A 25,970-nucleotide genomic window follows, 5' to 3' on the forward strand; every position below is an offset into this window, starting at 1 on the left:
GATCCCCGAATGACATTGACTTGCGTCATGGAAATGACATTCGGCTGTCATTTTCCTGACATATTAGACAAGTACGCTGGAGTCGTCTTGATCACAGGGGGATGAAACCATGCAGAACATAATCGCATCAAACGAAGCCAAGGCCCGGCCGGTCCAACTGGTGCTGAGCCAGGCCACGACAGCGGCGGAAGTGCGCGAAGTCCAGCGTTTGCGCTACAAGGTGTTTATCGAGACCATGGGCTTGACGTCGCTGGCCAACGCCGATGGCCTCGACAGCGATGAATTCGACGCGCACTGCGACCACCTGATCGTGCGCGACGCCGATACCCTGAAAGTGGTGGGCACCTACCGCGTGCTGAGCGCGGCCAAGGCGGCCAAGATCGGCCGGCTGTATTCGGAAAACGAGTTCGACCTGAGCCGCCTGAAGAACCTGCGCGGACGCATGGTCGAAGCGGGCCGCGCCTGCATCCACCCGAAATACCGGGGCGGCAGCGTGATCATGCTGCTGTGGTCCGGTCTGGCCGAATACATGCGCCGCGAGCGCTGCGACTACCTGGTCGGCTGCGCCAGCATCAGCCTGGCCGATGGCGGCCATAACGCCGTCGCCGTGTACCAGGCGCTGGCCGAAAAGCACATGGCCCCAAGCGAGTACCGCGTCACGCCGCACCTGCCTTTCCCCATCCACCAGGTGGAAGCGGCGCACAAGCCGCAGGTGCCGCCGCTGATCAAGGGCTACCTGCGTTCGGGCGCCTGGATTTGCGGCGAACCGGCCTGGGACCCTGATTTCGAAAGCGCCGACATGTTCATGATGATGCCGCTGGCGAATCTGGACGAGCGCTATGCGCGCCATTATGGCGTGGTGCCTGGCTAAGGGCGGGAAGCGAGGACTGCAGCTGGCCGGCCAGCGCCTGCACGGCGCTGCGCAAGCCGGTGTCCGCGCTGTCGGGCGGCAGCAGTTCGAGCAGGAAGCGCAGCGGCGCCGTGATCGCTTCGGGTTCGCCGATGCTGCCGTGGCGCCGCACGGCGTCGTGATATAGCGCCAGGAAGGCGGCGCGCGCGGGCGCGTCGAAAGGCTGGCCGTCCGGCACCTGCCACAGGGCCGCCAGCAGGGCGGCGCGCACGGGGGCGCCGGCATCGATGGCGCGGTGTTCGTCCGCGTGGCGCTGGCGCGCATAGGCGATGGCGTCGTGCAGCAAGTCGCCCAGCTGGGGATCGAGCGCGCGCCAGGCGCTGTCGTCGGCATGGGCTTTCAGCAGCAGGGCGCCCGCCAGCACCTGGAAAATGAGGTCGCAGTCGGCCACGCCGCTGCGCCGCCGCGCTTCTTCCAGCGCGGCCAGGCAGGCCTCCGTCATGCCGCGCAGGGCCGGCGTGCCGGAGCTTCCTTCGCCGCAGGCCAGACGCGCCTGCAAGGCCCAGTAGCGTCCCAGCAGCGCCAGGCGTTGCGCCGTGGGCGCCAGCGCCACCAGCAGGTCGATATGCTGTTTTCCGTCCTGCAGCAACTGCCGGCCTTGTGGCATATCCGGCACGGCAGGCACTTCGATGCCGGCGCCCGCATCGAGGCCGCACAGGGCGGCGCCCTGGCGTATCTCCAGTTCCGCCCAGTGCGCCAGCGCGCGCAAGCCCACCTTGCCGTCGGCCGCGCTGTGCGCCGCCCGGTAGTGTTCGATGGCGCGCAGGGTGTTTTCCAGGCCACCGAGGCCGGCCCGCGTGGCGGCCATGTTTTCGCGGATGTCGGCGCAACCGAAGAAGCGCGCGCGCACGGCTTCCTCGATGCTGCCCAGCTTTTCCTCGATGGCCGCGCGGCGCGCAGGATCGGCGCCCGCCAGGCGCGCGTGCAGGGTTTCCAGGTCGGCCAGCAGGTGGCCGTGGTAGTGGTAGTCGGGCGCTTGCCAGGGCCGGCTCTGGGTGTTCGGGAAGCGGTAGCGGTCGTCGCCATACGCCTGGTAGGCGCCCCAGGTGTTCGATGCCGGGAACTGCAGGTACGCCGCTTCGCGCGCCAGGCGCACGGCGTCGCCGAAGTATTCGCCGCTCAGCATGGCGTGATAAAAGCTGTGCGCGAAGATGCTGGCCGCCTGGTCGTCGATGCGCCAGCCGGCAGCGATCACCGCCTGCGAGCCCATTTCAATGAAGGCCGTGGCCAGGCTGGCGGCCAGTTTCGACCATGGCGCGATGGCGTCGGGGCGCATGTCGCCCAGGTGGCAGCAATTGATGAAGACGAATTGCGGCACGCGTTTGAGCTTGCCCACCTGCGCCGCCGTCAGCCGCGTCTTCGGCCCCAGCACCAACCCTGTATGGGCGATGCCGGGGCCGGCCACTTCGCCGTGGCCGGCCAGGTGAATGGCGAAATAGCGCTCGTCGAACAGATGCACCAGCACGCGCTGCGCCTGCGGGCGCAGCAGCTCGCGCACCTGGTAGCCGTACGCGCCGAACATGCGCGCCACGTCCTGCGCCTCGGCTTGCGCGGCGGGCAGCTCGGGCAGGCCGGAATCGGTATCGCCGATCACCAGCACGCTGTTGCTGGGCGGGCTGACGGCGGACGGCTGCTCGCGCAGGCTGGCCAGCTGGCGCACCATGCCGATGCGTGTCGACAGCGGGCTTTCCTCGCTGCCCGCCTCGTCGCGCATCAGCTCCCACGGATAGATGGCGGCGCTCTGGTCGACAGCCAGGATCAGGCCGCGCATCTCGGGGATGGCCGCCTTCAGGCCATTGGGCAGCATCAGTTCGTACAGGGCGCGCGACAGGCCCGGCTGGTCGGTGGTGTTGTCGGTGGCGTCCATGATCAGGCCATCGACGGCTTGTCGCTGGTTCGGTTCCTCGTCGACGCTGTTGTGGGCGCGGTCCGTCAGCACGGTGAAGCGCAGGGCGCCGGAGAGATCCGCGGCGACGATCTGCACGCGGCGCCAGCCATTGTCGCCGCTCAGGCTGGGCAGGATGCGCCGGTAGCCGCCCGGGCTGTGGCGGATGCGCTGCTCGAACGTGAAGCTGCCCTGGTAGCGCGCCTCGGCCATGATCTGCTCGATGGCCATGGCGGCCGCGATGGCGCGCGCCTCCGACTGTTCGTAGATGGCGATATGGCCGATGCGGCAAGCCATGCCCGCGTCTTCCAGGCGCCGGTTGGCGCTGCGCGCGCCGTCGAGCAGGGCGCGGGCGCACAGGGCGATGCTCAAGCCGCCATAGCCGGAACCGGACAGCAGGCTGGCCACGCGCAAGCCGTGTTCGCCCATCGGCGGCGCGGCTACATGGCCGGCGGCGCGCACCTGCAGGCAGACGCACGCGTATTCGAGCAGGCCGCCGGCAAAGGCGCGCGCCAGTTCGCCCGGCGTCAGTTCGCCCAGCGCGCCCAGGCCGATGACGATGGCGCCGCCGGGCCGGCGCGCCGCATCGGGCTGCAGCACCACCAGGGCGGAGTCGGGGCGCTGCGGAAAGCGCCCCAGCGCGTGGATTTCCTGTAGCTTGCCGGCCAGCAGGCGGTCCAGGAAGCTCATGCTGCCGCGCAGCGATTCGGACGCGTAGCAGCCGCTCATGACGGGCGCGTCGGCCGAAGCCATGCTGCCGTGGATGACGGATAGGCTCAGCTGCGGCGCGCGGCTCTCCGGTGCGCTGGCGGGGCCGGCGGCGCCGATGGCCGCGTCGAGCAATTCCTGCGGCTGCGGGTACAGCGGCGTAGCGTCGGGGACATACGGATGGAAGCGGGGCGGGACGCCGCCAGGCGCGTGCGGCGGGTGCCGCGGCAGGGAGGTCCCCTGGCCGCTGTCGAGCAGCTGCGCGATGGCCGGGTAGTAGTCCTTTTGCAGCAGCAGGTCGCCATGCGCCACCGGCAGGTAGCAGGCCGCCACGCCGTCCGGCACCGCGCCTTGCCAGGCCGTGCGGCCATCGCCGTCCGGTGACCAGGCGGTCTCGATGCCGCCGTCGCGCAGGCGCAGCGCCACCGGCGTGTCGGCGCAGCCGGCCAGGTAGCTGCAATGGCGGGCGTCGAGCGGGGCCGCTTGCAGCAGGGCCACGGTGGCGCGCGCCGCGGCCAGCGCCTGGGCCTCTGGCGCCTGCCAGCCGCCGGGCAGGCCCGCTTGCCCGTCGCCGGCGGCCAGCTGCGCCCAGGCGGCGGCGTCGAAATAATCGATGCCGCCCCCCGCCTGCGGCCACGGCAGCATCTCCAGCACGCCGGGAAAGGCGCGCACGAAGCCGAGAAACTGGCGCCGCGTGTGCTTCCAGCCTATCCAGCACGCTAGCATCTGCACCAGCCGGTCGCGTCCCAGCAGCACTTGCACCATCGCCTGCGTGCCACGGTTGGCCGTGCCCACCTGCAGCAGGCGGCTGCCGGGCAGGGCGCCGAAGCGCTGCCAGCGGTCTTTCAGGGCCAGGCGCGCCACCAGCCCGCCCATGCCGTGGGCCACGATGCGCAGCGGCTGGCCGCGCTGTTCGGCGTCGCCCATGGCCTCGTCGAGCACGGGCAGGAAGGCGCTGCCGGAATGCTGCAGCGAGAGGCGCCAGTCATAGGCAAAGGGCCGCACTTCCTGGCTTTGCGCGAGGAAGCGGGCAAACGGTTCATAGCAGGATTCGATCCAGCCGGCGCTGACGATGTGCGGCTGGCCCACGGCCAGGCGTTCGATGCGCCCTTCGACCAGGTTGACGGGGTCGAACCAGATGCGGTTGCTGCCCACTTGCAGGTGGCTGCCCAGCATGTCGGGCAGCAGCAGCACGATGGGCGCGTGCGCGCGCCGTTTCGGCACTTCGCCGCCGCGCCCCAGCGCGCCATGTTCCATGCCGGCCAGCGGCTGGTAGCCGGTTTCGTCGCCCGTGAGCGCCTGCACGGTGGCCAGGCTGGACGGCGCGCGCGCGAAGTAGTTCAGGTGGTGCGTCTGCGGCCCGCGCAGCAGCAGTTGCCGCACCGGCATGCTGCGCGTGGCGCCGCCGGCCATCGAGGCGCAATTGACCACCAGGTCGTTCTGCCCGCCGTACAGCTGTTCGCCCAGGCAGTCGCCCAGCCAGCCCAGCAAGCCATCGCCGCTGCAGGCGCCGGCCAGCACATGCAGCGGGCTGGCCACGCGCACGTCGGGCGCGTTGAGCAGCGCCACCAGGGGCGAGTCGGGCATCATCGCTTCCAGGCCAGGCAGGATGCGCGCGTCGCAGCGCTGCTGCACCACGGCCAGCAGGAATGCCACGGCGCCATCGGGAACGTCGTCCTGCAGCAGCAGGTTGAACATCACGCTGGCCCAGCGGTCCAGCCGGCCCGACATCAAGGTGGTGCCGCGCGCCGGGCAGGCCACGCGCACGAAGCGGGCGATGCGGATGGCGCGTTTCTTCAGTTCCACGCTCAGTTCGCGCAGGCGCGCCGCATCCTCGTCGTAGCCGCTGCGGCCGCCCAGCCGTGCCTGCGCCGTGAAGTGGTCGATATCGTGGCTGTTGAACGCTTCGCCACCCACCGTGTTTTCGCTCAGCCGCTCCAGGCCGTCGCCGGCCAGGTCGACGGCGCCGCGGCTGTCGATGCGCTGTGCCCGCGCCAGCAATTCACCCACCAGGCCGCCGCGCGAATGGGCCAGCAGGTGCAGCAAGGCGCCGTGCGGCAACTGGCGCACGAGGGCCAGCGCATTCTGGATGGGGCTGTCGCTGAGGCTGCGGTGCTCAAAGCCATAGATGCGGTTGCCGTACTGCGCCGCCAGTTGCGGCGCCAGGCCGTTGCGCCACAGGCCGCCAAAGCTGCGCTGGGTCGATGAGGCCGTGCCGTGCAACAGCAGCAGCACCGGTTCCGGCCCGGCGGGCAGGCTGGCGACGGCCGTCATGTTGCCGGCCTCGATGCCGCAGCGGTACAGGCCCAGGCGTTGTTCCAGCTGGCGGTCCTGGAAGGCGCCCGCCGCCGCCAGCGCCGTCATGGCGGCGGCGCCGCAGCGGTACACGCGCACGGCCCGCAGCATCCAGGCGCCCAGGCCGTCGCGGCTGGCGCCGGGCGGCTGGCGCGCCGCCTGCGGGCGCAAGGCCAGTCCCACTTCGATGCTGGCGGGGGCGCCGTCGCGCGCCGCCGTGGCCGGTCCCAGGTAGCGTGGCAGGTCCAGGTTGCCCGCCAGCAGCGAACTGCCGTCGCACAGCAGCAGTTGCACCACGTCGGACGGGCCGATATCGAGGTCGATGCGGCAGCTGCCGATGCCGCGCGCGCTGGATAGCACATGGGTCTGGCCATGCCAGCCGGGCGCGGCGGGGCAGTCGCCGGCATTGGCGAGGGGATCGCGCGTGAGCGTCAGGCGCAGCACGGGCGGCGCAAGAGGATCGCTGGACATGCGGTTGGGATCGCTGGTTAAAAGCAGACCTTGATGCCTGCGCGGACTATGCGTGTTGTGTCAGATCAAGTGTGAGTGGAAATGCTGGCTGGCGGGGCAATGCAGGGTGAAGGCGGGGAGGGTGTGGAACTGGGGCGGGAGGGCAGAGAAACGGTCAGCATGGTTTGGGCTGGGTCTCTTCGCTATCGTGCTCGGATGTTGTGCGGTGAGCGAACTGCGCGAATTTCATGGCAAAAGTTCATGGCGCCGGGAACCTGGGTGCCTGGCATGGCATTACAACAGCGGTTATATCAATGGACTGGCGTGGCGGACAATTCCTTCAGTTCGCGGATGGTGATGTCCGATTTTTCATGCATGCGCAATAAAATCGTTGCACCGACCGACAGTTTGCCGTGACGAATCTTGCTGATGATGGGGGGCTGGACTTCCAGTACACGGCACAGTTCCGCATCATTTTTCAGGTTCATCTTCTCGATCAGGGTATCGAGCAGCTTGTTGGGCACAAAACTCGATGGTTCGAGCGCACGCGCCCGGTTCATCGCCTCAATCATTTCCAGCTTCTTTTGCCGAACGTTCATTTACTCCTCCTTCAGGTTATGCAAGGGACGAGACCACTTTGACGCGGTCCCGGCTATAGTTCGTCATCGCAGTACGGCTGTCTGGGTGACGTAGTACAACATTCGCGTTACAACATTGATAACCAGGCAAGTGTTTAAATAATACTACGATAACAAAACTTGTGACAGATGGTCAGTTAAATTAACTGATTGTTTGATCAGTTTGGTTGACGATTGTTGTATTTTGTAGTCCGCTTTTCGTCAGGATCATGGTCCGGTCTGCCATTTCGGCGGCGGCCAGCGAATGCGTGACCATGATCGCGCAACTGCCGTTGGCCTTGATTTCGGCGCGCAGCAATTGCAGGATGCTGTGCGCCGTGTCCGGGTCGAGGTTGCCGGTGGGCTCGTCGGCCAGCACCAGTGCCGGCTTGTGGACGAGTGCGCGGGCAATGGCCACGCGCTGCATTTCGCCGCCGGACAATTGCTGCGGAAAGTCGCCGCCGCGCCCGCCCAGGCCGACCGCCTCGAGCATGCTGGCGGCACGCTCCTGGGGCAGTCCGTTGAGCAGCAGCGGCAGGGCCACGTTTTGCAGCAGGGTCAGGTGCGGCAAGACGTGGAAGGCCTGGAAAATAAAGCCCATGCGGGCGCGACGCAGCCGGGTGGCGGCGGCGTCATCGAGGCTGGACATGGCAATGCCGTCCACCAGGATAGGGTGCGCTTCGGCACCCGCGTCGGGCGTATCGAGGCCGGCGATCAGGTTCAGCAAGGTCGACTTGCCCACGCCCGAGTCACCCATGATGGCGATGAATTCCCCGGCCTTGAAGCGGCAGGAAATGTTGGCCAGCACGGGACGGGCATTGGCATAGGACTTCGACAGATGGCGCAATTCGAGCATGGTGTTAACGGCTATCGTAAAGGGAGGCACGCGGGGGAGAGGGGGGCCTGGGAACTGCAAAGGGGCGCGGATTGTTTGGCCGGCAATGTGTAGTATACGACAGGCTTATGCTTTTTGCTTGGTAATACCACTTTTGTGTGGTTCCTGCGGCAGACGGCGCGCATCGACCTTAAGTTACCTGCCGCACGGCTGGCTTGCGCGGATTCCGCTATGATGAGAAAAAGTCATCGGCAGAGGCGCCCGCAAACCGCTGCGGCAGGGGCGGTGCGCCCGGTGGCTGACCGTGCAAGCCCTTCGTGAACCTAACATTGACGACGCCAGCCCATGACCATGCCACTTGCGCAACAGCAGTCCGATTTCCGTCCCGCCAGCCACGCCAGCGCGGCCAGCGCCACTCCTGCCACGATAGCCGAGATCAGCAGCGGCCTGCTGGCGCGCGATGCCTGGACGTCGCCCAAGTACCTGTACGACGCGCTCGGCTCCAAGCTGTTCGAAGCCATCTGCGCCTTGCCCGAGTACTATCCGACGCGCACGGAAGCGGCCATCTTCGCCCGCCATGGCGCCGAGATCGCCCACGCCGTGGGGCCGGGCAGCACCCTGATCGACCTGGGCGCGGGCAATTGCGCCAAGGCCGCCAGCCTGTTCCCTCTGTTGCACCCGGCCCAGTATGTGGCCGTGGATATTTCCTACGATTTCCTCAGCGAATCGCTGAGCCGGCTGCAGCAGCGCTTTCCGCACATCGAGATGACGGGCCTGGGCCTGGATTTTTCCAGCCGCCTGGACTTGCCCGACAGCGTGCGTGAGGCCCGGCGATTGTTCTTCTATCCCGGCTCGTCGATCGGTAATTTTGCGCCCGAGCAAGCAACCGCCTTTTTGCGCCGCCTGCGCGCGAATGCGGACGGCGATGGCGGCCTGCTGATCGGCGTCGACCTGATCAAGGACGACGCCATCCTCGACGCCGCCTATGACGATGCGCTGGGCGTGACGGCCGCCTTCAATCTGAACATGCTGCGCCACGTGAACGGGCTGATCGGCGCCGACTTCGACGTGCGCGCGTGGCAGCACCACGGCTTTTTCAATGCCGACGAGCGCCGCGTCGAAATGCACCTGGAAGCGCGCAGCGAGCAGTTTGTCCATTGGAAAGGTGGCCAGCGGCATTTCGCGAAAGGCGAGCGCATCCATACTGAAGACAGCTATAAGTACACGCGCGCGGCCTTTGTCGGCTTGCTGGAACAGGCCGGGTTTTCCACCGTGCAAGTCTGGACGGATCCGCAACAGTGGTTTGCCGTGATTTATGCGCGGGTCATCAGGGACTAAGAAGGGAACAGATGCTGATCGATCATTACCATCAAGTGCGCCAGCATTCTCTGCGGCTGGCCGAGCCCCTGTCCGACGAGGATTGCGGCGCGCAATCGATGCCGGACGCCAGTCCCGTGAAATGGCACCTCGCGCATACCACCTGGTTTTTCGAAACGTTTATTCTGGAAAGCATGGAAGCGGCGTTCGCGCCATTCCACCCGGCCTTCCGCGTGCTGTTCAACTCCTATTACAACGGCGTGGGCGAGAAGCACCCGCGCGCCCAGCGTGGCCTGCTGACGCGCCCCGGCATGGACGTCGTGCGCGCCTACCGGATGGATGTCGATGCGCGCATCGGCCGCCTGCTGGCGGGCGAACTGGCGCGCGAGGAGCGCGAACGGCTGACCATGCTGCTGGCGCTGGGGCTCGAACACGAGCAGCAGCACCAGGAATTGCTGTTGACGGATGTCAAGCACCTGCTGGCGCAGAGCGCCCTGTTTCCTGCCTACCTGGATCGCATGGATAGCGCGGCGCCATCAGCGCAGCAAGCCGCGCAGCCCACGGCCTGGCTCGCCTTCGACGGCGGCCTGGCGCAGATCGGCCATGCGGGCGACGGTTTTTGCTTTGACAATGAATTGCCGCGCCATCCGCAATACGTGGCGCCGTTCGAACTGGCCAGCGCGCTGGTGACGAATGGCGAGTACCTGGCCTTCATCGAGGCGGGCGGCTACCGCACGGCGCATTGGTGGCTGGCCGAAGGCTGGGACTGGGTGCGCAGCCAGCAGCTGGAATGCCCGTTGTACTGGCAGCGCGACGAGGCGGGGCAATGGCAGGAATTCACTCTATATGGTTTGCATAGGCTCGACCTGCAGGCGCCGGCCACGCATCTGTCCCTGTTCGAGGCGGACGCCTATGCGCACTGGGCCGGCGCGCGCCTGCCGACGGAAGCGGAATGGGAAGTGGCGGCGCAAGGCGTCGCGCTGCAAGTTGGCCAGCTGCATCCGGCCGCCGGCGCACCGGGAACAGGGTTGCGGCAAATGTTCGGCCATTGCTGGCAGTGGACCAGCAGCAGCTACGCGCCGTATCCGGGCTACCGCACGGCGCCCGGGGCGCTCGGCGAATACAACGGCAAGTTCATGCTGAACCAGTATGTGCTGCGCGGCTCGTCGTGCGCCACGCCGGCCGGCCATGCGCGCGCCAGCTACCGCAATTTCTTCCCGGCCGGCGCGCGCTGGCAATTTTCCGGCATCCGCCTGGCGCGCCAGGTGGAATAACTTAGTGCAGGCGCGGGACGGCGGCTGCGTCAGGGCGGGGCGGCGCCTTGGCGGCAGTGTTCTGTTCCAGCTTGAACTGGCTGACGAGGGTTTCCAGTTCGCCCGCCTGTTCATGCATGGCTGCCGCCGCCGCGGCCGCTTCCTCGACGAGGGCCGCGTTTTGCTGCGTCGTCTGGTCCATCTGCATGATGGCCGCATTGATTTGCTCGATGCCTTCGCTCTGCTCGTGGTTGGCAACGCTGATTTCACCGACGATGGCGCTGACCCGGCCCACGCTGGCCACTACTTCATCCATCGTGGCGCCGGCCTGGCTGACCAGTTGCGCGCCCTGGCCGACCCGGCTGACGGAGTCGGCGATCAGTTCCTTGATTTCTTTCGCCGCCGCCGCCGAGCGTTGCGCCAGGTTGCGCACTTCGGACGCCACCACGGCAAAGCCGCGGCCTTGCTCACCTGCGCGCGCCGCTTCCACCGCCGCGTTCAGTGCCAGGATATTCGTCTGGAAGGCGATGCCGTCGATCACGGCGATGATGTCGACGATCTTGCGCGACGAGGCATTGATGGCATCCATGGTGCCGATCACTTCCGCCATGGCCGAGCCGCCGCGCTGGGCGATGGCCGATGCCGAGCGGGCCAGGCTGTCGGCCTGGCGTGCATTGTCGCTGTTGCTGCGCACGGTGCCCGTCAGTTCGATCATCGACGAGGCCGTCTCTTCCAGCGCGCTGGCTTGCGCTTCGGTGCGGGCCGACAGGTCGGCATTGCCGCTGGCGATCTGGCTCGACGCCACGGCTATCGTGCCCGTGCCGCCGCGCACCTGCCCCACCAGGGTGGCCAGGTTGGTGTTCATGTCGCGCAACGCCTGCAGCAGCTGGCCCGCTTCATCCTTGCCTTCGGCCACGATTTTGCTGCTCAGGTCGCCTGCGGCCACGGCTTGCGCCACGCGCAAGGCATAGGCGATGGGCGTGGTGATCGAGCGCGTGACCCGCCAGGCAAAGAGTACGCCCAGCAGCAGGGCGGCCGTGCCCAGGCTGGCCATCAGCACATTCGCTGCGGAAATATTCTGCTTGATTTGCTGGCCGCCATGCACGACCACCCCGCGCTGGATTTCATTCAGGCGGTTCACCGTCTTTTGCAATTGGTTCAGGGCGGGCAGGGTGTCGTCGCGCACATGCACGGCCGCTTCCGCCCGCTGTCCCGCCACCAGCAGCTTGTCGGCCTGGCTGAACGACACGACATAGGCCTTGCGCTGCTGCTTCAGGGTGGCCAGCAGTTCCTTGCCTTCAGGCAGCACGATCAGACGGTCGAGCACGACCAGCGCATCGGTGATGGTGGCCTTGTTGGCATCGATTTCGCCGTGGATGGCGTTGGCGCGGGCCGGATCTTCATGGATGAACAGTTCCAGCACCAGTGCCGCGTTCGAACGCGTGGTGCTGCGGATGGTGGCGATGGCGTCGGCCTTGGCCCAGTCTTTCTCGATGATGGCTTCGCTGAGCGCGCCGATCTTGTCGAGCCGGAAAAGGCCCGTGCCTACCAGCACTGCCATCAGCAACAGCACCACGCCAAAAGCGGCGCCCAGGCGCACGCCTATCTTCATATCCGTCAATTTCATACTGATTCCCTCGGTAGCTAATGATCTGTCTCCGGTGGTCTTGTTATGCAACGATTATACGGTTGGCGATACCTGATTTGCACTACTAATTGCCCAATAGAAATGAAAAAGCGGCACGGCGATCAAGCCGTACCGCTTTTTCTCCCTATGAGGGATGCCCTGGCCGTGCTCAGGCGGCGTTGGCAGCCACGTCGGCCTCTGTTGTTTTTTCAGCGTCCGTCTGCTTGATGCGGCGGTTCACGGCCGACAAGACAGCCTTGAACGAGGCGGTGACGATATTGCTGTCGATGGCGGCGCCGAACAGGGTCGGGCCGTTGTCGAGGCGTAACTCCACGTAGCAAGCCGCTTGCGCGTTGGCGCCGGAGCCGATCGAGTGCTCATGGTAGTCCATCAGCTTGATGTCGAGACCGAGGGCGTTGACGAAGGCATCGATGGGGCCGTTGCCGCCGCCTTGCAGGGCCAATGGCGTCTGACGGTGCGACAGGCTGATGTCGATCTGCACGGATTCGTCGCTGCTCGTGTCTTCCACCATGCGGTGCGAAGCGTAGGCGTATGGCGCCGTCTGCTCCAGGTATTCCTTCTGGAAGATTTCATGGATATCCTGCGCGGCGATTTCGCGGCCCGTGGCGTCGGCAACGGCTTGCACGGCGCGCGAGAATTCGATCTGCAGACGGCGCGGCAAGACCAGGCCGTATTCCTGTTCCAGCAAGTACGCCATGCCGCCCTTGCCGGACTGGCTGTTGACGCGGATCACGGCGTCATAGCTGCGGCCCAGGTCGGCCGGGTCGATCGGCAAGTACGGCACTTCCCAGATGCTGTCCGGTTGTTGCTTGGCGAAACCTTTCTTGATCGCATCCTGGTGCGAGCCGGAGAATGCCGTAAACACCAGATCGCCCGCATACGGGTGGCGTGGGTGGACGGGCAGCTGGTTGCACTCTTCCACGCACTTGCGCACGCTGTCGATGTCGGAGAAATCGAGGCCCGGATGCACGCCCTGCGTGTACAGGTTCATCGCCAAAGTCACCAGGTCGACGTTGCCCGTGCGTTCGCCATTGCCGAACAAACAGCCTTCCACGCGGTCGGCGCCCGCCATCACGGCCAGCTCGGCCGACGCGACGGCCGTGCCGCGGTCGTTATGCGGATGCACGCTGATGATGATGGAATCGCGGCGCGCCAGTTTGCGCGACATCCATTCGATCTGGTCCGCGTACACGTTGGGCGTGCTGCATTCCACGGTCGATGGCAGGTTGATGATCATCTTGTTGGCCGGCGTCGGCTTCCAGATGGCGCTGACGGCGTCGCAGATATGCTTGGAGAAATCGAGTTCCGTGGTGGAAAACGATTCCGGTGTGTATTCAAAGCCCCATTCCGTTTCCGGATGCTGCGCCACCAGCTGTTTTACCAGGGTGGTGCCGGTGGTGGCGATATTCGTGATTTCCTCGCGCGACATGCCGAACACGACTTTGCGGAACACGGGCGCCACGGAGTTGTACAGGTGGACGATGGCGCGCTTGGCGCCGACGACGGATTCCACCGTGCGGCGGATCAGCTCTTCGCGCGACTGGGTCAGCACGATGATGGTGACGTCGTCCGGGATGCGGCCCTCATCGACGAGCTTGCGCACGAAGTCGAAATCCGTTTGCGATGCCGACGGGAAGCCCACTTCGATTTCCTTGAGGCCGATGGCGATCAGCATGTCGAAGAACCGCAGCTTCTTTTCCGCGCTCATCGGCTCGATCAGCGACTGGTTGCCGTCGCGTAAGTCGGTGCTCATCCAGATAGGCGGTTTGCTGATGATCTGGTTCGGCCATTGACGGTCGGTCAATTTAACTGGAGGAAAGGCGCGGTATTTGGAAGCTGGGTTTTGCAACATCATGATCGGGTACTCCTGAAGATAGGGGGAAATCAATGGTTGTGGCGCAAGCTTGCCGGGCGGCCACGCAACACTAGGCCAGGCAAGCGATCGGTAGCGATAGCGGTGCAGCGACGATGCCAGCGGGGGCGGTCGCAGGGGAAACTATGTGTACGAATGGGGATGGTGCAAACATCATCAAACCTTCCAGGGTTTTTGAAACACGCCGGCGTGTGGCCAGGCGAAGCAATGCGGCAAACTTATGCGCGTGCTAGGTGTAGTCGCGATAGCGACAGCAGGGAAGGGGATGGATGTTTGAAGGAGGACATGCACTTAATGTAAGGGAGGTTGGGGCGGGCTGTCAAGCGTTTCCTGGCGTCACGTTGTGTCAAGCGTAATGCACTTGCGCGGCCAGGTCCGGCATTTCCTGCGCCATGCGCGCCAGGATGCGCTGCAGGATGGCCGCTTCGTCGGGCAGCCGTGCGGCGAAGGCTGGCCAGCCGCGCAGCTCCAGTTGTTGCGGCATGTCCACCAGGCCCGTGACGGCGTCCCAGAACGCATCCCAGTTCATGCCGTAGAAGGAAGGAAAACCCAGCGCGGCGGCCAGCGCCGCATGCAGTTGGCGCGGCGAATTGATATCGCTCAAGTCGATCGTGACAAGGGCTTGCCTGCTCACAGTATTCCCTTGAGCAAGTTCTGCAGGTTTTCCCGCATGCCGCCGACCACCGTTTCGTGCCGCGCCAGGATGGCGGGCGCGTCCTTGAAGGGCGCCGGGTCCAGATACAGGCGCGGCAAGTCGGCCACGGCCACGCCGCGTGGGCCGCCGCGCAGGATGTCGTCCGCATGCTGCTGGATCGAGTTGACGGCCGCCTGGATGCGCGGCGTCGCGGAGGCGGCCAGGCAGGCGGCCAGCGCGGCGTCGAGGTCGGCGCGCGCGGGGGCTTGCGGCAGCACGGGGGAGGCGATCTGTTCCAGCGGCGACATGTTGACGGCTGGCTTGCGGTACGCGAGCAGGGTATCGAGCGCCATCAGCCGGTGCGCGCCGCCGCGCTGCAGCCAGTCCAGGATGCGTGGCCACGGCGTGCCCAGCAGTGCCGCCGCCACGCCCCATTGTCCCGCCACGGGCGAGCCCACATTGGCGTCGATCCAGGCGAGGGCGGCCGGATTGCCCGTGTAAGCCAGCAAGGTGGCGTTCGACGAGCGCAGCGCGGGCGCCTGCGTGGAGAGGATGGCGGTCAGCCAGGCGAGGGCGCCATCGGGCTGCTGCTGCGATAGCTGTTGCGTAAATGGTTCGCTCAGGGCGCGGCTGTCGGCAAATTGGTGTTCTGACATATTAATTGGAGGAAAGTAAAAACCAGGCGCCAGTCTAGCAGTGGTCTGCTGGATGGGGCGGCGCGCACGAACATTGTCAGCATAAACATTTAAGACAGCCTTCAGTGCAGGCAGCCCCGCTTGCGCTACAATCGGCTCTCCTTTATTGCCACTGCCGCGCGCGGTTCCCCCTCTCCACCATGTTCCCTAAACGCCTGACCTTGCTTGCCCTGGCCGCCTTTGCGCTGGCCGGCTGCGATACCACCGCCCCGAAACCCGTTCAAGTATTGACGCCACCCGAACCCATTGTCGTCACGCCGCGCAAGATCAAGATCGGCCTGGCGCTGGGCGGCGGCGCGGCGCGCGGTTTCGCGCATATCGGCGTGATCAAGGCGCTCGAATCGCAGGGCATCGTCGCCGATATCGTCACCGGCACCAGCGCCGGCAGCGTGGTGGGCGCCATGTATGCGGCGGGTAACTCCGGCTTTGCCCTGCAAAAGATGGCGTTCGACATGGACGAGGCGGCCATTTCCGACTGGGCCTTGCCCCTGTTCGGCAAGTCCTCCGGCGTGCTAAAAGGCGAAGCGCTGCAAAGCTATGTCAACAAGGCCGTGGGCGGCGTGCCGCTGGAAAAGCTGAAGATTCCCTTCGGCGTGGTGGCGACCGATTTGAAAAATGGCCAGCCGATCCTGTTCCAGCGCGGTAACACCGGCATGGCCGTGCGCGCCTCGTCGGCCGTGCCCGGCGTGTTCCAGCCTGTGACGATTGCCGGCCACACCTATGTCGATGGGGGCCTCGTCGCTCCCGTACCCGTGCGCTTTGCGCGCGACATGGGCGCCGATTTCATCATCGCCGTGAATATCTCGTCGCAAACGGATACCCAGAAGGCCATCAGCTCGATGGAAGTGCTGATGCAGACCTTCGCCATCATGGGCCAGCGCATCAACCAGTTCGAGCTCAAGGATGCGGACGTGGTGATCCAGCCCAGCTTGGGCACGATGAAGGGCAACGATTTCAACAGCCGCAACCAGGCGATCCTGGCGGGCGAGCAGGCGACCTTTGCCGTCATGGCGCAGCTCAAGCAAAAGCTGAAAGCCAAGCGCGAGCAGTAGGGGGTAGCGCCGTCGCGCATTTCGTATACAATTTTGATTCAACATAACAAGGATGCACCATGCAATCGAAACCGATTTTGACCCTGGACGACGTAAAGAAAATCGCTGCCGCCGCCGAAGCGGAAGCGGTCAAGAATAACTGGGCGGTCACGATCGCCATCGTTGACGACGGCGGCCACCTGCTGTGGCTGCAGCGCATGGATGGCGTGGCGCCGATCTCGTCGCACATCGCCCCATCGAAAGCCAAGACGGCCGCACTGGGTCGCCGCGAATCGCGCATCTATGAAGAGATGATCAATGGCGGCCGCGTGTCGTTCCTGAGCGCACCGGAAATCGACGGCTTGCTCGAAGGCGGCGTGCCCATCGTGTTCGACGGTCATTATGTGGGCGCCGTCGGCGTCTCGGGCGTCAAGTCGGCGGAAGATGCGCAAATCGCCAAAGCAGGCATCGCTGCTTTGACGGCCTAAGTAGTAGCCGCAATTACAGAACAAGCCGCCCCGCGCAAGCCGGGCGGCTTTTTTCATGGGGCGCAGTTTTTATGTTGCCATGCAAAAAAATGCCGCCGATTCTGAATTTTCTTCCTTGTGGAAAAGCTTCCTTTTGGTTATAATTCAAAGGTTTAGCCAATCACACATATACCGTAGCGACTACCCATCCCCTCATTCAAAATGACCGTTGAAACACCCTGAGTGCATCTGGCTCGGGTAACTAGGCGGTCGGTCTGACGTGGCGCAGCTACGGTAACTTTATCAGGAGTTGCCCTTGCCGCCATTTTTTTCTGGCCCTGCCGTTCCAGCCATATTAGCGCTTGCTGATGGAACGATCTTTAAAGGTTTTTCGATCGGTGCCGCCGGTCATACCACGGGCGAGGTTGTTTTCAATACCTCCATGACCGGGTATCAGGAAATCCTTACCGACCCAAGCTATTGCCGCCAGATGGTCACCCTGACCTATCCGCATATCGGCAATACGGGCGTCAATCCGGAAGACGTCGAATCTTCCAAGGTACACGCCGCTGGCCTCATCATCCGCGATCTGCCTTTGCTGGCATCCAATTTCCGTTCCACCCTTTCCCTGTCCGACTACCTCAAAGCTGAAAATATCGTCGCCATCGCCGGCATCGATACACGCAAGCTCACGCGCATCCTGCGTGAAAAAGGTGCGCAGGGCGGCGCCATCCTCGTCGGCACGCAAGGCAACGAGCCATCCGCCGCACAAGCGCTGGAACTGGCCCGCTCCTTCCCCGGCCTGGCCGGCATGGACCTGGCCAAGGTGGTGTCGAGCAAGGATGCCTACGAGTACCGCGAAACGGAATGGACGCTGGGCGAAGGCTATGGCCAGCTGGCCGACGCGGACGCGAAATACCACGTGGTCGCCTTCGACTACGGCGTCAAGCGCAACATCCTGCGCATGCTGACGGCACGCGGCTGCAAAGTCACCGTATTGCCGGCGCAAGCGACGGCCGCCGATGCCCTGGCGCTGAATCCGGACGGCATCTTCCTGTCGAACGGTCCCGGCGATCCGGAGCCGTGCGACTACGCCATCGCGGCAACCAAGGAACTGATCGAAAAGGGCATCCCGACCTTCGGCATCTGCCTCGGTCACCAGATCATGGCGATCGCTTCCGGCGCGAAGACGCTGAAGATGAAGTTCGGCCACCACGGCGCCAACCACCCGGTGCAAGACCTGGAAACGAAACAGGTCTTGATTACCTCGCAAAACCACGGTTTCGCAGTCGACGCGGCAACCTTGCCCGCGAACTGCCGCGTGACCCATGAATCGCTGTTCGACGGTTCCCTGCAGGGCTTTGCCCGCACGGACAAGCCGGCCTTCTGCTTCCAGGGCCACCCTGAAGCGTCGCCGGGCCCGATGGATGTTGCTTACCTGTTTGACCGCTTCATCAACCTGATGGCTGCGGAGGAGAAAAAGAAAAATGCCTAAACGTTTAGATATCAAAAGTATTCTGATTATTGGCGCTGGCCCGATCGTGATCGGCCAGGCCTGCGAATTCGATTATTCCGGCGCGCAAGCGTGCAAGGCCCTGCGCGAAGAGGGCTACAAAGTCATCCTGGTCAACAGCAATCCTGCGACCATCATGACGGATCCGGAAATGGCCGACGTGACCTATATCGAACCGATCACCTGGTCGGTCGTTGAACGCATCATCGCCAAGGAGCGTCCTGACGCGATCCTGCCGACGATGGGCGGCCAGACGGCGCTGAACTGCGCGCTGGACCTGTTCAATAATGGCGTGCTGGCAAAATACAACGTCGAGCTGATCGGCGCATCGCCGGAAGCCATCGACAAGGCGGAAGACCGTTCCAAGTTCAAGGACGCGATGACCAAGATCGGCCTCGGTTCGGCCCGTTCCGGCGTGGCGCACTCGATGGAAGAATCGTGGGCCGTGCAGCGCACGCTGGGCTTCCCGACCATCATCCGCCCATCGTTCACCATGGGCGGTTCCGGCGGCGGCATCGCCTACAACGAAGAAGAATTCGAAACCATCTGCAAGCGCGGCCTGGAAGCATCGCCGACGAAAGAGCTGCTGATCGAAGAATCGTTGCTGGGCTGGAAAGAGTACGAGATGGAAGTGGTGCGCGACAAGGCGGACAACTGCATCATCATTTGCTCGATCGAAAACCTCGACCCGATGGGCGTGCACACGGGCGACTCCATCACGGTGGCGCCTGCGCAAACGCTGACGGACAAGGAATACCAGATCATGCGCAATGCCTCCTTGGCAGTGCTGCGCGAGATCGGCGTCGACACCGGCGGCTCGAACGTGCAATTCTCGATCAACCCGGTCGATGGCCGCATGATCGTCATCGAGATGAACCCGCGCGTATCGCGTTCGTCGGCCCTGGCATCGAAAGCGACTGGTTTCCCGATTGCAAAAATCGCCGCCAAGCTGGCCGTCGGTTTCACCCTGGACGAGCTGCGCAATGAAATCACGGGCGGCGCCACGCCGGCCTCGTTCGAACCGTCGATCGATTACGTCGTCACGAAGATCCCCCGTTTCACGTTCGAGAAATTCCCGACCGCCGACCACCACCTGACGACGCAGATGAAATCCGTCGGCGAAGTGATGGCCATCGGCCGTACCTTCCAGGAATCGTTCCAGAAAGCCCTGCGCGGCCTGGAAGTGGGCGTGGATGGCATGAACGAAAAGACCAAGGACCGCGAAAAGATCGAAGAAGAACTGGGCGAGCCTGGTCCTGAGCGCATCTGGTACGTGGGCGACGCGTTTGCCCAAGGTTTCACCCTGGAAGAAGTGCACCAACTCACCAAGATCGACCCATGGTTCCTGATCCAGATCAAGGAAATCGTCGACCTGGAACTGTGGCTCGACACGCAGAAACTGGAAAACCTGGACAAGAACACCCTGTACAAGTTGAAACAGAAGGGCTTCTCGGACCGCCGCCTGGGCTTCCTGCTGCAGACGACCGACACGGCCGTGCGCCAGCAGCGCCATGCGCTCAACATCCGTCCCGTCTACAAGCGCGTCGACACCTGCGCAGCGGAATTTTCGACCGACACGGCGTACATGTATTCCACGTACGACGAAGAGTGCGAATCGAATCCGACCGACAAGAAAAAGATCATGGTGCTGGGCGGTGGCCCGAACCGTATCGGCCAGGGTATCGAGTTTGACTATTGCTGCGTCCACGCGGCCCTCGCCATGCGCGAAGACGGCTACGAAACCATCATGGTCAATTGCAACCCAGAAACGGTTTCGACCGACTACGATACCTCGGACCGCCTGTACTTCGAATCCTTGACCCTGGAAGACGTGCTGGAAATCGTCGCCATCGAAAAACCGGTGGGCGTGATCGTGCAGTACGGCGGCCAGACGCCATTGAAACTGGCGCTGGACCTGGAAGCGAATGGCGTGCCTATCATCGGTACGTCGCCCGACATGATCGATGCGGCCGAAGACCGCGAGCGTTTCCAGCAAATGCTGCACAAGCTGGAACTGCGCCAGCCGCCTAACCGCACCGCGCGCACGGAAGCCGACGCCCTGGCGCTGGCGCAGGAAATCGGCTACCCGCTGGTCGTGCGTCCTTCGTACGTTCTGGGTGGCCGCGCCATGGAAATCGTCCACGAGCAACGCGACCTCGAGCGCTACATGCGCGAAGCCGTCAAGGTCTCGCATGATTCGCCGGTGCTGCTGGACCGCTTCCTGAACGACGCCATCGAGTGCGACGTCGATTGCATCTCCGACGGCGAAACGACGTTCATCGGCGGCGTGATGGAACACATCGAACAGGCTGGCGTCCACTCGGGCGACTCGGCTTGCTCCTTGCCACCATATTCGCTGGCGCCGGAAACCATTGAAGAACTGAAACGCCAGACGGCGCTGATGGCCAAGGGCTTGAACGTGGTCGGCCTGATGAACGTGCAGTTCGCGATCCAGAAGCAAGAGATCGATGGCGAAATGAAAGACGTCGTCTTCGTGCTGGAAGTCAATCCGCGCGCTTCGCGCACCGTGCCTTTCGTCTCGAAAGCCACGGGCCTGCAACTGGCGAAGATCGCCGCGCGCTGCATGGTGGGCCAGTCGCTGGCGTCGCAAGGCATCACGCAGGAAGTCGTGCCGCCGTACTTCAGCGTCAAGGAAGCCGTGTTCCCGTTCGTCAAGTTCCCTGGCGTGGACACCATCCTGGGCCCTGAAATGAAATCGACGGGCGAAGTCATGGGCGTGGGCCTGACGTTCGGCGAAGCGTTTGTGAAATCGCAACTGGGCGCCGGCGTGAACCTGCCAAAATCGGGCAAGGTCTTCATCAGCGTGAAAGCGTCGGACAAGCCGCGTGCCGTGCAAGTGGCGCGTGACCTGGTCGAGTCCGGCTTCACCGTGGTCGCCACCAAGGGTACCGCCGCCGTGATCGCTGCTGCCGGCATCGCCGTCACGCCAGTGAACAAGGTGATCGAAGGCCGTCCGCACGTGGTCGACATGATCAAGAACCATGAAATCGTGCTGGTGATCAACACCGTGGAAGAAAAGCGCAGCGCCATCGTCGATTCGCGGGCCATCCGCACCTCGGCCCTGGCATCGCGCGTGACGACCTACACCACCATCGCGGGCGCGGAAGCGGCCGTCGAAGGCATCCGCCACCTGGATGAGCTGCGTGTGTACGATTTGCAAGGCCTGCACAAGACCTTGAACTAAGTGCGTTTGCAGTGGCCGCCGTTAGGCGGTACACTGCATGCTTATCAACCACAGAGTTCCGTGCAGAGCAGCGCGCGGCCTCTGTGGTTTTCACTTGGTAAGTCCGTTAACCGTGGCAAAACACGGACAACGGCGCCGATAACTAGCAGATAGTAGAGATAACATGACCTCAGTCCCATTGACCAAATACGGCGCAGAACTCTTGAAAGAAGAGCTGCATCATTTGAAGACCAAGGAACGCCGCATCGTCATCGATGCGATCGCCGAAGCGCGTTCGCACGGAGATTTGTCGGAAAACGCCGAGTACGATGCCGCCAAGGAACGCCAGGCCTTCGTCGAAGGCCGCATCGCCGAGCTCGAAGGCAAGCTGGGTGCAGCGCAAATCATCGACCCGACCGCGCTCGACGCGGAAGGCCGCGTGGTATTTGCCTCGACCGTGAACCTGGAAGACCTGGAATCGGGCCAGAAAGTCACGTACCAGATCGTCGGCCTCGATGAAGCCGACCTGAAAATGAACAAGGTTTCCGTGACGTCCCCGATCGCCCGCGCGCTGATCGGCAAGTACGCCGGCGACGTGGTGGAAGTGCAGGCGCCGTCCGGCCCGCGCGAATACGAAATCCTGGAAGTACTGTACATCTGATGCTGGGCCGCGTGCGCATCCTCGTTGCCACCCTGTGGGCCGGCAGCCTGTGGACCATCGGCTTCATCGTGGCGCCGACCCTGTTTGGCACCCTGAGCGACCGCGTGCTGGCAGGAAATATTGCCGGCAGCATGTTCCGCGCCGAGGCCTGGCTGTCCATCGCCTGTGCGCTGGTGCTGCTGGCCTTGCTGCAATGGGCTCCCGGCGCGCTGGAACTGAAGCGCCGGCGCCTCTTGGCAGCGCTGGTGCTGTCGATGCTGGTGTGCGCGCTGCTCAGCCATTTCGGCATCTCGCCCCTGATGGCCGAACTCAAGGCGCAGGCGCCGTCGGGTATCATGGACGAGGCCATGCGCAGCCGCTTCGGCATGCTGCATGGCGTGTCGACCCTGATCTTTGCCGTGCAGAGCTTGCTGGCGGGCGTGCTGATCTGGAAACAGCAGTAATCGCCTCGGGTGTTGTCGGATTACGCGCTGCGCGCTAATCCGACCTACATGACATACGTAGGTCGGATTAGCGAGGCCGCAGGCCACGCGTAATCCGACAATCGCCGGCGTGTGAATATCGTAATAGCAATAAAAAAGCGGAGCAGGGAATATCCCGTGCTCCGCTTCTTGTTTCAAGCCCGGCCGCCTTGCGGTTGCCGGGTGAACAGGCTTACTTGCTGCCCAGTGCGCTTTTCTTGGCGCTTTTCTGACGTGGCTTGGCACGCTTGATGGAACCGCCTTCGGTAACGCGCTCATTGCCCTTGATCATGACTTTCGTCACGCTCGGGCGCTTGGTGCCGCTGGCGCTGGCCTTGACGATGGTCACTTCGCGCATGCCTTTGCCGGCGCTGACCTTCTCCTTAACCACTTCTTTTTTCGGACGGTAGATTACCAGCAGTTTGCCAATATGTTGTACCGGGGCGGCGCCGAGATTGCCGCAAATCGTATCGTACATTCCGACGCGCGCTTCGCGGTCGTCGCCGAACACGCGGACTTTAATCAGGCCGTGCGAATCCAGGCCAAGGTCGATCTCTTTGAGGACAGCAGGTGTCAAGCCCGCTTCGCCAATAATGACGATAGGCTTCAGCGCGTGTGCTTCGGCGCGCAGTGCGCTGCGCTCTACGGGTGTAAGTTTTAGCATAATAATATTTAGTAATTCCCTTAAAAGCAGTATTCTACGCGAATGGCAAAGAAGAAATTAAACAAAAACTGGTTGCACGACCACATAAATGATCCTTATGTGAAGTTGGCGCAAAAAGAGGGCTACCGCGCCCGGGCAGCATACAAGCTCAAAGAAATCGATGAAGACGAGAAACTGATCAAACCTGGCCAGGTGATTGTCGACCTTGGTTGTACTCCCGGCAGCTGGGCCCAGTATACGCGGCGCAAGCTGGCCGGCAAGGACGGCGGCGGGGTCAATGGTACCCTGATTGGCCTGGACATGCTGGAAATGGAGCCGATCGCCGATTTCCATTTCATCCAGGGCGACTTCCGCGAAGCGCGCGTGCTGCGCCAGCTGGAAGTGGTGTTGCAGGGCCGCAAGGTCGACCTGGTCCTGTCGGACATGGCGCCCAACCTGTCGGGCATCGCCACGGCGGATGCCGCGCGCATGGAGCACTTGATCGACCTGGCCATCGAATTTTCGCAATTGCACCTGAAGCCGTCTGGCGTGCTGCTGGTGAAATGCTTTAAAGACATGGGTTTCAGCCAGATCGTGGAGAAATTCCGCGCTGAATTCAAGGTCGTGGTGCAGAAAAAGCCCAAGGCCAGCCGCGATAAATCGTCGGAAATCTTCCTGATGGGCCGTGGAATCAAGAATCCGCTGAAAAATGCCGTGGAAGAAGATGATTCCGCCCTTGATATTTAAGCGGGAATCCGCACATGGGAACGAGAAGTGCAGTAGCGTCTGATGGCATAAAAGCCTAAATTGTTTATACTGCATTTTTTTGCGTGAACGCGATTTTTTCGCGCGCACGGATCGGCGGGCTTTGGCACGGCCCGCTTATTGCGAGTAAAATCGTGTTTCTAGCTATAGGTAAAGAGATGCGCACTGCATCCAAGGAGTCTTCGTGAATAACATGTTTTCCAAATCTGCCATCTGGGTAGTCGTATTGCTGCTGTTGTTCATGCTGTTCAAGCAATTCGACAGTCATGGCGCCACAGGCGGCAGCAAGGCCATCGCTTATTCCGATTTGCTGGATGAAGTCAAAGCCAAGCGCGTCAAGGATGTCGTGATCGAAGGTTCGTCGATCACCGCCAAGCTGATGGACGACACCAAGGTGCGTACCACCGCCACCAGCCTCGACAAGGGCCTGATCGGCGACCTGCGCGACAATGGCGTGCATTTCGATGTGCGTCCGCCCGAGGAAGCGTCTTTCCTGCAAACTATTTTTGTTTCCTGGTTCCCCATGCTGCTGTTGATCGGCGTCTGGGTCTTCTTCATGCGTCAGATGCAAGGCGGCGGCAAGGGCGGGGCATTCTCGTTCGGCAAGTCGAAGGCGCGCATGATGGATGAAGCCAGCAACACCGTCACCTTCGCCGATGTCGCCGGTTGCGATGAAGCGAAAGAAGAAGTCAACGAAGTGGTCGACTTCCTCAAGGATCCGAGCAAATTCCAGAAACTTGGCGGCCGCATTCCCCGCGGCGTGCTGATGGTCGGTCCTCCGGGCACGGGTAAAACCCTGCTGGCGCGCGCCATCGCCGGCGAAGCCAAGGTGCCGTTCTTCTCGATTTCCGGTTCCGACTTCGTGGAAATGTTCGTCGGCGTGGGCGCCAGCCGCGTGCGCGACATGTTTGAAAACGCCAAGAAACACTCGCCGTGCATCATCTTCATCGACGAGATCGACGCTGTCGGCCGTCACCGCGGTGCCGGCATGGGCGGCGGCAATGACGAGCGCGAACAGACCTTGAACCAGTTGCTGGTCGAGATGGACGGTTTTGAAGCGAACTCCGGCGTGATTGTCGTGGCCGCCACCAACCGCGCCGACGTACTCGACAAAGCCTTGCTGCGTCCAGGCCGTTTCGACCGCCAGGTGTCCGTCGGCTTGCCCGATATCCGCGGCCGCGAGCAGATCTTGAACGTGCACATGCGCAAAGTACCTATCGGTACCGACGTGAAAGCCGATATCCTGGCCCGCGGTACCCCCGGTTTCTCGGGTGCGGACCTGGCCAACCTGGTCAATGAGGCAGCCCTGTTTGCCGCACGCCGCAGCAAGCGCCTGGTGGAAATGGCTGACTTCGAGGACGCGAAAGACAAGATCTACATGGGTCCTGAGCGTAAATCGATGATCATCCGCGAGGAAGAGCGTCGCAATACGGCTTACCATGAGTCCGGTCATGCCGTCGTTGCCAAGTTGCTGCCGAAGGCTGATCCCGTGCATAAAGTCACGATCATGCCGCGCGGCTGGGCCCTGGGCCTGACCTGGCAGCTGCCGGAACACGACAACTTGTCCGCCTACAAGGACAAGATGCTGGAAGAAATTTCCATCCTGTTCGGCGGCCGTATCGCCGAAGAGATTTTCGTGGGACAAATGTCCACCGGTGCGTCGAACGACTTCTCGCGTGCCACCAAGCTGGCCCGTTCCATGGTGACCCGCTTCGGCATGTCCGACAGCATGGGCGTGATGGTCTACGAAGACAGCGAAAACGAAGGTTTCTTCGGTGGCGCCACCAAGACGATCTCGGAAGCGACCCAGCAAAAGGTCGATGCTGAAATCCGCAACATTCTCGACAAGCAATATGCTTTGGCGCGCACTTTGCTGGAAAGCAACCGCGACAAGGTCGAAATGATGACCAAAGCCTTGCTGGAATGGGAAACCATTGATGCAGAGCAAATCAACGACATCATGGCCGGCCTGGAGCCGCGTCCACCGAAAGTCATCCCGCCACGCCGCAATGCGGGCGGTGATAGCGGCACGGGCGGCATCTCGCCAAACGTGACGGCACCAGCCTGATAACGGCCGCCCCGACCGGCGGCGCGCAATCAAAAGGGTAAGGAGCAATCCTTGCCC

The 25,970-nt window shown here is 63.2% G+C and carries 19 protein-coding genes; 11 read left to right on the forward strand and 8 right to left on the reverse strand.

The genetic code is table 11. The features are described 5' to 3' along the window. Positions 1-109: 109 nt before the first annotated feature. Entirely contained in the window at positions 110-871 is a 762-nt protein-coding gene (locus tag BLT98_RS19390; RefSeq protein ID WP_034786047.1) for a GNAT family N-acetyltransferase, read from the forward strand. Here BLT98_RS19390 and BLT98_RS19395 read toward each other — a convergent pair. The 3 genes from BLT98_RS19395 to BLT98_RS19405 all read right to left on the reverse strand — a co-directional run bounded on the left by BLT98_RS19395 (position 804) and on the right by BLT98_RS19405 (position 7,721). Next, positions 804-6,269, reverse strand: a complete 5,466-nt coding sequence (locus BLT98_RS19395) for a CHAT domain-containing protein (protein ID WP_092610617.1) — start codon at positions 6,267-6,269, stop codon at positions 804-806. The genes BLT98_RS19390 and BLT98_RS19395 overlap by 68 nt on opposite strands. Positions 6,270-6,559: 290 nt before the next feature. Next, positions 6,560-6,847, reverse strand: a complete 288-nt coding sequence (locus tag BLT98_RS19400) for a hypothetical protein (protein ID WP_034786045.1) — start codon at positions 6,845-6,847, stop codon at positions 6,560-6,562. 181 nt (positions 6,848-7,028) lie between these two features. Further along, positions 7,029-7,721, reverse strand: coding sequence for an ABC transporter ATP-binding protein (locus tag BLT98_RS19405; protein ID WP_034786044.1), 693 nt, complete (start codon positions 7,719-7,721; stop codon positions 7,029-7,031). Between the two features lie 324 nt (positions 7,722-8,045). On the opposite strand from BLT98_RS19405, the gene egtD reads away from it, so the two are divergent. Both egtD and egtB read left to right on the forward strand, forming a co-directional pair. Further along, the gene (gene egtD, locus BLT98_RS19410) at positions 8,046-9,038 is read left to right on the forward strand and encodes an L-histidine N(alpha)-methyltransferase (protein ID WP_092610619.1); all 993 of its coding nucleotides are present in this window, start codon (positions 8,046-8,048) and stop codon (positions 9,036-9,038) included. An 11-nt stretch (positions 9,039-9,049) separates the two neighbouring features. After that, positions 9,050-10,291 carry an ergothioneine biosynthesis protein EgtB gene (gene egtB, locus BLT98_RS19415; protein WP_092610621.1) on the forward strand — a complete coding sequence of 414 codons (1,242 nt, stop codon included), beginning with the start codon at positions 9,050-9,052 and terminating at the stop codon, positions 10,289-10,291. A 1-nt stretch (position 10,292) separates the two neighbouring features. On the opposite strand, the gene BLT98_RS19420 is transcribed toward egtB, so the two are convergent. The 4 genes from BLT98_RS19420 to BLT98_RS29585 all read right to left on the reverse strand — a co-directional run bounded on the left by BLT98_RS19420 (position 10,293) and on the right by BLT98_RS29585 (position 15,081). After that, complete coding sequence (locus BLT98_RS19420; RefSeq protein WP_170846432.1) at positions 10,293-11,897, reverse strand: methyl-accepting chemotaxis protein; 1,605 nt, start codon at positions 11,895-11,897, stop codon at positions 10,293-10,295. Between the two features lie 169 nt (positions 11,898-12,066). After that, a complete protein-coding gene (gene leuA, locus BLT98_RS19425) occupies positions 12,067-13,773 on the reverse strand; it encodes a 2-isopropylmalate synthase (RefSeq protein WP_092610625.1) in 1,707 nt (568 codons plus the stop codon). A gap of 364 nt (positions 13,774-14,137) precedes the next feature. Next, the gene (locus BLT98_RS29580; RefSeq protein WP_092610627.1) at positions 14,138-14,425 is read right to left on the reverse strand and encodes a barstar family protein; all 288 of its coding nucleotides are present in this window, start codon (positions 14,423-14,425) and stop codon (positions 14,138-14,140) included. Then, a complete protein-coding gene (locus tag BLT98_RS29585) occupies positions 14,422-15,081 on the reverse strand; it encodes a hypothetical protein (RefSeq protein ID WP_092610629.1) in 660 nt (219 codons plus the stop codon). Before BLT98_RS29585 ends, BLT98_RS29580 begins: the two co-directional genes overlap by 4 nt. Before the next feature lie 179 nt (positions 15,082-15,260). Here BLT98_RS29585 and BLT98_RS19440 point away from each other — a divergent pair, with 179 nt between their 5' ends. From BLT98_RS19440 to BLT98_RS19465, 6 genes are all read left to right on the forward strand, one after another. Beyond that, a complete protein-coding gene (locus BLT98_RS19440; RefSeq protein ID WP_034786038.1) occupies positions 15,261-16,172 on the forward strand; it encodes a patatin-like phospholipase family protein in 912 nt (303 codons plus the stop codon). Positions 16,173-16,231: 59 nt separating this feature from the next. Next, positions 16,232-16,639: a GlcG/HbpS family heme-binding protein gene (locus BLT98_RS19445; RefSeq protein ID WP_034786036.1), complete on the forward strand. Its 408-nt coding sequence runs from the start codon at positions 16,232-16,234 to the stop codon at positions 16,637-16,639. Positions 16,640-16,934: 295 nt separating this feature from the next. Then, positions 16,935-18,113 (forward strand): glutamine-hydrolyzing carbamoyl-phosphate synthase small subunit, encoded by a 1,179-nt coding sequence (carA, locus tag BLT98_RS19450; protein ID WP_092610630.1) that lies wholly within the window; start codon positions 16,935-16,937, stop codon positions 18,111-18,113. Further along, entirely contained in the window at positions 18,106-21,336 is a 3,231-nt protein-coding gene (gene carB / locus BLT98_RS19455) for a carbamoyl-phosphate synthase large subunit (protein ID WP_034786033.1), read from the forward strand. Before carA ends, carB begins: the two co-directional genes overlap by 8 nt. Positions 21,337-21,499: 163 nt before the next feature. After that, positions 21,500-21,976 (forward strand): transcription elongation factor GreA, encoded by a 477-nt coding sequence (gene greA / locus BLT98_RS19460; protein ID WP_034757428.1) that lies wholly within the window; start codon positions 21,500-21,502, stop codon positions 21,974-21,976. Further along, positions 21,976-22,419, forward strand: coding sequence for a DUF4149 domain-containing protein (locus BLT98_RS19465; RefSeq protein WP_170846433.1), 444 nt, complete (start codon positions 21,976-21,978; stop codon positions 22,417-22,419). Before greA ends, BLT98_RS19465 begins: the two co-directional genes overlap by 1 nt. Before the next feature lie 211 nt (positions 22,420-22,630). Here the strand turns inward: BLT98_RS19465 and BLT98_RS19470 are convergent, their stop codons facing one another. After that, positions 22,631-23,101: a YhbY family RNA-binding protein gene (locus tag BLT98_RS19470; protein WP_010397237.1), complete on the reverse strand. Its 471-nt coding sequence runs from the start codon at positions 23,099-23,101 to the stop codon at positions 22,631-22,633. Positions 23,102-23,143: 42 nt separating this feature from the next. Here BLT98_RS19470 and BLT98_RS19475 point away from each other — a divergent pair, with 42 nt between their 5' ends. Further along, a complete protein-coding gene (locus BLT98_RS19475) occupies positions 23,144-23,827 on the forward strand; it encodes an RlmE family RNA methyltransferase (protein ID WP_034757436.1) in 684 nt (227 codons plus the stop codon). 202 nt (positions 23,828-24,029) lie between these two features. Beyond that, entirely contained in the window at positions 24,030-25,913 is a 1,884-nt protein-coding gene (ftsH, locus tag BLT98_RS19480; RefSeq protein WP_034786027.1) for an ATP-dependent zinc metalloprotease FtsH, read from the forward strand. Positions 25,914-25,970 lie beyond the last annotated feature (57 nt).

This window comes from Janthinobacterium sp. YR213, assembly GCF_900099875.1.
Classification (GTDB): domain Bacteria; phylum Pseudomonadota; class Gammaproteobacteria; order Burkholderiales; family Burkholderiaceae_D; genus Janthinobacterium; species Janthinobacterium lividum.